The organism is Mesorhizobium sp. M4A.F.Ca.ET.090.04.2.1 (assembly GCF_003999085.1).
Taxonomy (GTDB): domain Bacteria; phylum Pseudomonadota; class Alphaproteobacteria; order Rhizobiales; family Rhizobiaceae; genus Mesorhizobium.
Genome location: NZ_RZOT01000354.1, coordinates 1 through 6,366 on the forward strand (window position 1 = coordinate 1; position 6,366 = coordinate 6,366).

At 66.1% G+C, this 6,366-nt stretch carries 6 protein-coding genes; 3 read left to right on the forward strand and 3 right to left on the reverse strand.

The features are described from left to right. The 3 genes from EN781_RS22445 to EN781_RS22460 form a co-directional block, all read right to left on the reverse strand. Positions 1 to 529 (reverse strand): ABC transporter permease subunit (locus EN781_RS22445; RefSeq protein WP_127400343.1); only part of this gene is annotated, 529 nt, incomplete at its 3' end. 183 nt (positions 530 to 712) lie between these two features. Beyond that, complete coding sequence (locus EN781_RS22455; RefSeq protein ID WP_126059352.1) at positions 713 to 1,555, reverse strand: ABC transporter permease; 843 nt, start codon at positions 1,553 to 1,555, stop codon at positions 713 to 715. A 101-nt stretch (positions 1,556 to 1,656) separates the two neighbouring features. Further along, positions 1,657 to 2,718 carry a spermidine/putrescine ABC transporter substrate-binding protein gene (locus EN781_RS22460; protein WP_127400345.1) on the reverse strand — a complete coding sequence of 354 codons (1,062 nt, stop codon included), beginning with the start codon at positions 2,716 to 2,718 and terminating at the stop codon, positions 1,657 to 1,659. A gap of 232 nt (positions 2,719 to 2,950) precedes the next feature. On the opposite strand from EN781_RS22460, the gene EN781_RS22465 reads away from it, so the two are divergent. From EN781_RS22465 to EN781_RS22475, 3 genes are all read left to right on the forward strand, one after another. Beyond that, positions 2,951 to 3,889, forward strand: coding sequence for a GntR family transcriptional regulator (locus EN781_RS22465; RefSeq protein ID WP_126058184.1), 939 nt, complete (start codon positions 2,951 to 2,953; stop codon positions 3,887 to 3,889). Between the two features lie 11 nt (positions 3,890 to 3,900). Then, on the forward strand, positions 3,901 to 5,184 hold the full coding sequence (locus EN781_RS22470) for a glycosyltransferase (protein WP_126058185.1): 1,284 nt from the start codon (positions 3,901 to 3,903) through the stop codon (positions 5,182 to 5,184). Between the two features lie 4 nt (positions 5,185 to 5,188). After that, the coding region (locus tag EN781_RS22475; protein ID WP_145965581.1) for a glutamine synthetase family protein at positions 5,189 to 6,366 on the forward strand (1,178 nt) is incomplete at its 3' end.

Below are 6,366 nucleotides of genomic sequence, written 5' to 3' on the forward strand. Positions count from 1 at the left end.
GGAAGGTGGTGAGCGCGGAGGCGCCGAGATCGGCGGAGGCCTCGACGATCGACCAGTCGAAGCTCTTCAGCCGCGCGCGCACTACCGAGCAGACGAAGGCAAGGTTGAAGACGACATGGGCGAGGACGATGGTGTGTAGGCCCATGGTGACATCGAGCAGCGAGAAGAACGACAGCAGCGCGATGGCGAGCACGATGTCTGGAATGATCATCGGCGCGAAGATCAGTGCTTCCAGACCCTTTCCGTATTGCCGGCGCATCTCGATGCCGATCGCCAGCAGCGTGCCGAGCAGCGTGGCGATGGCGGTCGAGACCAGCGCCACGATCAGCGTGTTGAGGGCAGCCTGCAGGATCGCCGCATTGCCGGCGAGCGAAGCGTACCATTTCAGCGAGAAGCCCGACCATGCCGTCGGCAGCCCGCCGGCGTTGAAGGAGAGCGCCACCAGGACGGCGATCGGGATGTAGAGGAAGGCGAAGACCAGGACGAGGATCGTCCGCAAGCCGAGGGTGCGGGCAGGCGACGAAGTCATGGCTGCCCTCCGATGGTCAGGAGGCGAGCGGTCGTACAGCCTCCTTCTCCCCATTCACGGGGAGAAGATGTTGGCAGGCAGATGAGGGGCAACGCTGAGCGTCGCAAAGGCTGGCGCCGCCCCTCATCCGCCCCTTCGGGGCACCTTCTCCCCGTGAACGGGGAGAAGGAAGCAAGGGAGCGCTCAGCCATCGGCACCTCCCTCAGCTTCCTTGGCTCGGCCGGCGGCGCGGTCGGCAAGCAGGGCCTGCGCCATCAGGACCGCGAGCATGATGGCGATCAGCGCCATGGCGAGGGCGGCGCCAAACGGCCAGTCATTGGCGGTCAGGAACTGGTCGTAGACCAGGTTGCCGATCATCTGGAAGCGGCCGCCGCCGAGCAGAGCGGGGGTGACGAAATTGCCGATCGACAGCACGAAGACGAAGACCGCGCCGGCGGCGATGCCGGGCACCGTCAGGGGCAGGATGACGCGGCGAAAGGTGGTCAGCGCCGAGGCGCCGAGGTCGCGCGAAGCCTCGGCGAGTTCCGGATTGAGCCGCGACAGCGGCGCGTAACAGGCGAGGATGACGAAGGGCAGGTAGTTGTAGACCAGGCCGGCGATGACGGCGCCCTCGGTGTAGAGCATCGACGGCGGCTCGCCCGTGTAGCCCATCCAGCGCAGCAACTGGGTGACGAGGCCCTCGCGGTTGAGGAGCACGATCCAGGCATAGGTGCGGATCAGATAGTTCGACCAGAACGGCAGCACGGCGAAGAACAGAAATACCGGCTGCAGCCGGCGTGGCGCCGCGGCAATCGCATAGGCAGCGGCGTAGCCGATGATGACCGCGATCAGTGTCGCGGCGCCGGCGATGCGCGCCGAGTTGAGGAAGATGCCGGCATAGAGCGGGTCGAGGACCTGGCCGAAATTCTCCAGCGTGAAAGTGTATTCGATCCCGCCATAGATGCCGCGCCGGAAGAAGGCGAGCGCAAGCACCAGCGCGCATGGCACGACCATGAGCGCGGTCAGCCAGGCCAAAGCCGGCGCCATCAGCAGGTTGGAGCGAAGTCTGGTCTGGGACAATTTTCGATACCGCTCAGCGGCCGACGGCGGCAGCCCGCCATCGGCCATTGTCTCTGGGCTGCAAGCGCCTACTGCGCGGCCTTGATCTCGCTAACGATCTTGGAGTAGTCGCGCTGGGCGTCGCCGACGTCGCGCAACTGCTCGAACTTGACGAGGTCGGCCACCGGCATCGCCATGTTGGGGAACTTGGCCAGGAAGTCGGCCGGCAGGCTCTCCATCGCCGGCTTGTTCGGCACCTTGTAGTCGATGTTCTGCGCCGCCCAGGCGTGGTTCTTGGCGTCGAGCATGAAGTTGATGAACTTGAAGGCGGCGTCCTTGTGCTCGGAAGCCTTCATCACCACCATCGTGTCGACCCAGAGGTCCGAGCCTTCCTTCGGAATGACGTATTTGATCTCGGGCTTCTCGGCGATGCCGTAGTTGCACCAGCCGTCCCAGGCCTGCACCAGCAGCGCCTCGCCGGACACCAGCTTCGAATAGAAGGTGGTGTCGTCATAGGCGAGGAGGGTCTTCTTGGCCGAGATCAGCAGGTCCTTGACCTCGGCCATCTTGGCCGGGTCGGTCTCGTTGACGGAGAAACCCTTGTCGAGCTGGCCCGCGGCCAGCAGCCAGCGGTCGGTGGCCAGCATGGTGGTCTTGCCCTTGAGATCGTCGGAAGGCGCGAGCAGGTCGCTCCAGCTTGTCGGCGCCGTCTTGATCAGGTCCGAACGATAGCAGAGGCCGGTCGTGCCCCAGGTGTAGGGCACCGAGAAGGCGTTGCCGACATCGTGCGGCAGCTTGGTCGCTTCCGGATAGAGATTGGCGAGGTTGGGGACCTGGGCATGGTCGATCGGCTCGGTCAGGCCGAGCTTGTTCAGCACCTCGGCGAAGGGCGAGGAGACGAAGACCACGTCATAGCCCTTGCCGCCGGAGGCGACGAGCTTGCCCATGATCTCCTCATTGGTGGCGTGGACCACGACCTCGCCGGCAACACCGGTCGCGGTCTTGAAGGCGGCCATGGCGTCGGGCGCCATATAGCCGTCCCAGTTGGAGATGACGAGGTCGGCGGCGGCCGCCGGCGCCGAAAGCGCCAGAGCGAAGCCGAGCGCGATTGAAGACGTTCTGAACGAACGGTGCTGCAGGGCGGTGGTCATGGCAGTCTCCCATTACGGTTGATGGTCAAATTCATTGGCAGACCGGCATTCGCGGTTCCCGCCACGGGCTCGATCCTGTTCCCCGGTCTTTTGTTGCCGATTGCAGTGACAGTACTATTGCAGAAAAAAGTACGTCAATCCATAATTTGGCGGGCGGCTCCGGAATCTGGCCGATTGCCTCGGCGGGGACGATCGGCCAAACCGGGGTCGCACCGATCCACGAGAACAAGTCATGCAAGCGGCAGCCAGGCGACCTCGCACCAACCATCTCGATCTTGCGCAGCGCATCCTGGACGTTGCCAGGCAGCGCGGCTTCGCGCCCGGCGCGCACCTTCCCGAGCAACAGATCGCCTCGCTCTGCAGCGTTTCGCGGACTCCGGTGCGGGCGGCGCTGCGCCTGCTCACCGAACAGGGCGTGGTGCGCTGGGAAGCCGCCACAGGCTACCGCCTTGCCATCGACCTCGCGGCGCAAGGGGCTGTCGCCGCCGAATTGCCGAATACGGAGGAAGACGAACTGGCCGAGGCGATCCTGCGCGACCGCTCGGCGCGGCGGCTGGACCAGACGGTGACCGTCAGCGGGCTGATGCGGCGCTACGATGCTGAACGCAAGACGGTACTAAAAGCGCTTCAGAGACTGACGGAAGAGAATCTCGTCGACCGCGCGCCGGGCCAATCCTGGCTGTTTCGCCGGGCGCCCGACGATCCCGAGGCGCAGGGCGAGAGCTACGACTTCCGGCTGTTGCTGGAGCCCGCCGCCATATTGACGCCGGGCTTCAGCCTCGACGGCGCGCGGGCGGCGGCGCTGCGCCAGGGCATGGAGGCGCTGATGGCGCAGCCCGATGCGGCCTTCGACACCAGGGAATTCCAACGGCTGGACATCGAGTTCCACGGCATGATCGCCGACGGCTCGGCCAACCGGTTCGTCACCGACGCGCTGTCCGATCATCTCCGGTTGCGCCGGCTGCCTGGCATCTATGCGGGCGTCAACGTGTTCCGGCTCAAGCAGTCGCTGCGCGAGCACCTCACCATACTCGACCATCTGGAAAGCCGGCAGTATGAGGTTGCCGCTGATCTGCTGCGTGTGCATCTGAGGCTGTCGCGCAGCCAGCGGCCGCGGGCGGCGAGCCGCGGCGCGCCGGCGCTGTTCGGCATGATCAGCCGGCCGGATTGACCGAGGACATCGTGACGCGCAAAGCCAGCCCGACCATCGCGCTGTTTCCCGAAGCGAGCTTCGGCGCGGCGCTCAATTGCGTCGGCATCGCGCAGGCCTTGCGAGCCAGGGGCGCCCGGCCGGTCTTCATCTGCCATGCCGGCTTTTCCGGCGTCTTCGCCGATTACGGCTTTCAGGAATACCAGCTGCCGACCGACGATCCGCTGAGCGACAGCGAGCGGCAGAGCTACTGGCAGGCCTTCGTGCGCCGCCACCTGCCGCATTTCCGGCTGAGCCCGCTCGACCAGCTCGAAACCTATGTCGCGCCGACATGGCAGGCAATCGTCGACACGGCGGCCCACGCCGAGGCGCCGCTCAGGCAATTGCTGGCGCGGCTGAAGCCCGACGCCGTCGTCCTCGACAATGTCATCATGTTTCCGGCGATCGCCGGCGCCGGCTGCCCGTGGGTGCGCGTCGTCTCATGCGCCGAGACGGAATTGCCCGACGCCAAGGTGCCGCCCTATCTTTCCGGCCTTGCCGCCGACGACCCTGGGCGCGCCGCCTTCGAGGCGCGCTACCTCGCGGCGGTCGCCCCGGCGCATGAGCGGTTCAACCGGCTGCGCGCCAATGCAGGTCTCGCGCCGCTGCCGAAGGGCCTGTTCCTGGAGACTTCGCCCGATCTCAACCTGCTGCTGACACCGGCCATCGTGCGCCGCGAACGCGCGGCGCCGCTCGACCCCGTGCGCTTCACCTATCTTGAGGGCTGCGTCCGCTCCGAGGGGCCGTTCGAGGTGCCGGTCTTTCCGCGCAACAGCGGGCCACTGGTCTATCTCAGCTTCGGCAGCCTTGGTGCCATGGATGTCGGGCTGATCCAGCGCATGCTGGCGGTGTTCGACAGGCTGCCCGCCCGCTTCATCGTCAATGTCGGCGGCCTGCGCGACGCCTATCGCGCGGTGCCGGACAATGTCTATCTCGGCGCCTGGTTCCCGCAGCCCTCGGTGGTGGCGAAATCGGATCTCTTCATCCATCACGGCGGCAACAATAGTTTTTGCGAGGCGCTGCGCTTCGGCGTGCCGTCGCTGATCATGCCCTATTGCTGGGACGGACACGACAATGCGCGGCGCGCCGAGGAGACCGGCGTCGGCAACCATATCGGCCGTGATGGCTGGACCGAAGGAGTACTGGAGCGAGCGATCCTCGGCCTGTTGGCCGACGATGCGATGCGCGCCCGCCTGAAGGACAATGCAGCGCAGATGGCGCTGAAGCCCGGAACGGATGTGGCCGCCGAAGCGATCCTCTCTTTGATACGGATGTGACCAAATGCCTGAAAACCACCTGACGACCCTGCCGCCGACGAGCGGCGCCAACGACCCGAAAAGCTGGCTGGCCGCGCACGCGATCAGCGAAGTCGAATGCCTGGTGCCCGACATGAACGGCGTGCTGCGCGGCAAGGCGCTGCCGGCGGCGAAGTTCCTGAAGGCGCTGGAAGACCGCGCGCTCTATCTGCCGAGCAGCGCCTTCCTGGTCAGCATTGACGGCCGCTATTCCGGCTCGATCGACGAAGGCTTCGCCTATTCGGACCCGGACATGCGCATGGTGCCGGATGTCTCGACACTTTGCCTGGCGCCCGGCGGCGGGCCCGGCAAGGCCTATGTCTTTGCCGATGCCTTCCACATGGACGACCGTCCATGGATGGCCTCGCCGCGTCACGTCTTGCGGGCGGTGCTCGATCTCTATCGCCAGCGCGGCTGGCGGGCGGTGGTGGCGCCGGAGCTCGAATTCTATCTCACCGCGCCAAATCCCGATCCGGACCAGCCGCTGACCGCCCCGGCCGGGCGCAACGGCCGCGCCGAAAGCGTGCAGCATCCTTATGACATGGCGGCGCTGGAGGAGTTCGAGCCGGTGATCCAGCGCATCTACGCGCATGCGGCGGCCGCGGGGTTGCCGCTCGATACGCTGATCCATGAGTCGGGCACGGCGCAATTGGAGATCAACTTCCTGCACGGCGATGCGCTGGCGCTGGCCGACAAGGTGCTGTTGTTCAAGCGCCTGACCAGGCAGGCGGCTCAGGCGAGCGGCATGCACGCCACCTTCATGGCCAAGCCGATCGCGGCGCAGGCCGGCTCCTCGATGCATCTGCACATGTCCATTGTCGACGAGGCTGGCAACACGCTGTTTGCCGGCGGCGACGATGCCGACACCGCGATGTTCGGCCACTTCATCGGCGGCTTGCAGAGATATGTTCCGGAAATCATGCCGCTGTTTGCGCCGAACGTGAATTCGTACCGGCGCATTCGTCCTAACCACAGCGCGCCGGCCAATATCGAATGGTCGCACGACAACCGCTCCTGCGGCCTGCGCGTGCCGGCCGGCGGCCGCGCCGCGCGGCGGGTGGAGAACCGGCTGCCGGGAGCCGACGCCAATCCCTATCTGGCGATCGCCGGCTCGCTGCTCGCGGGCTATCTCGGCGTGGAGGAGAAGATCGCGCGCTCGGCGGA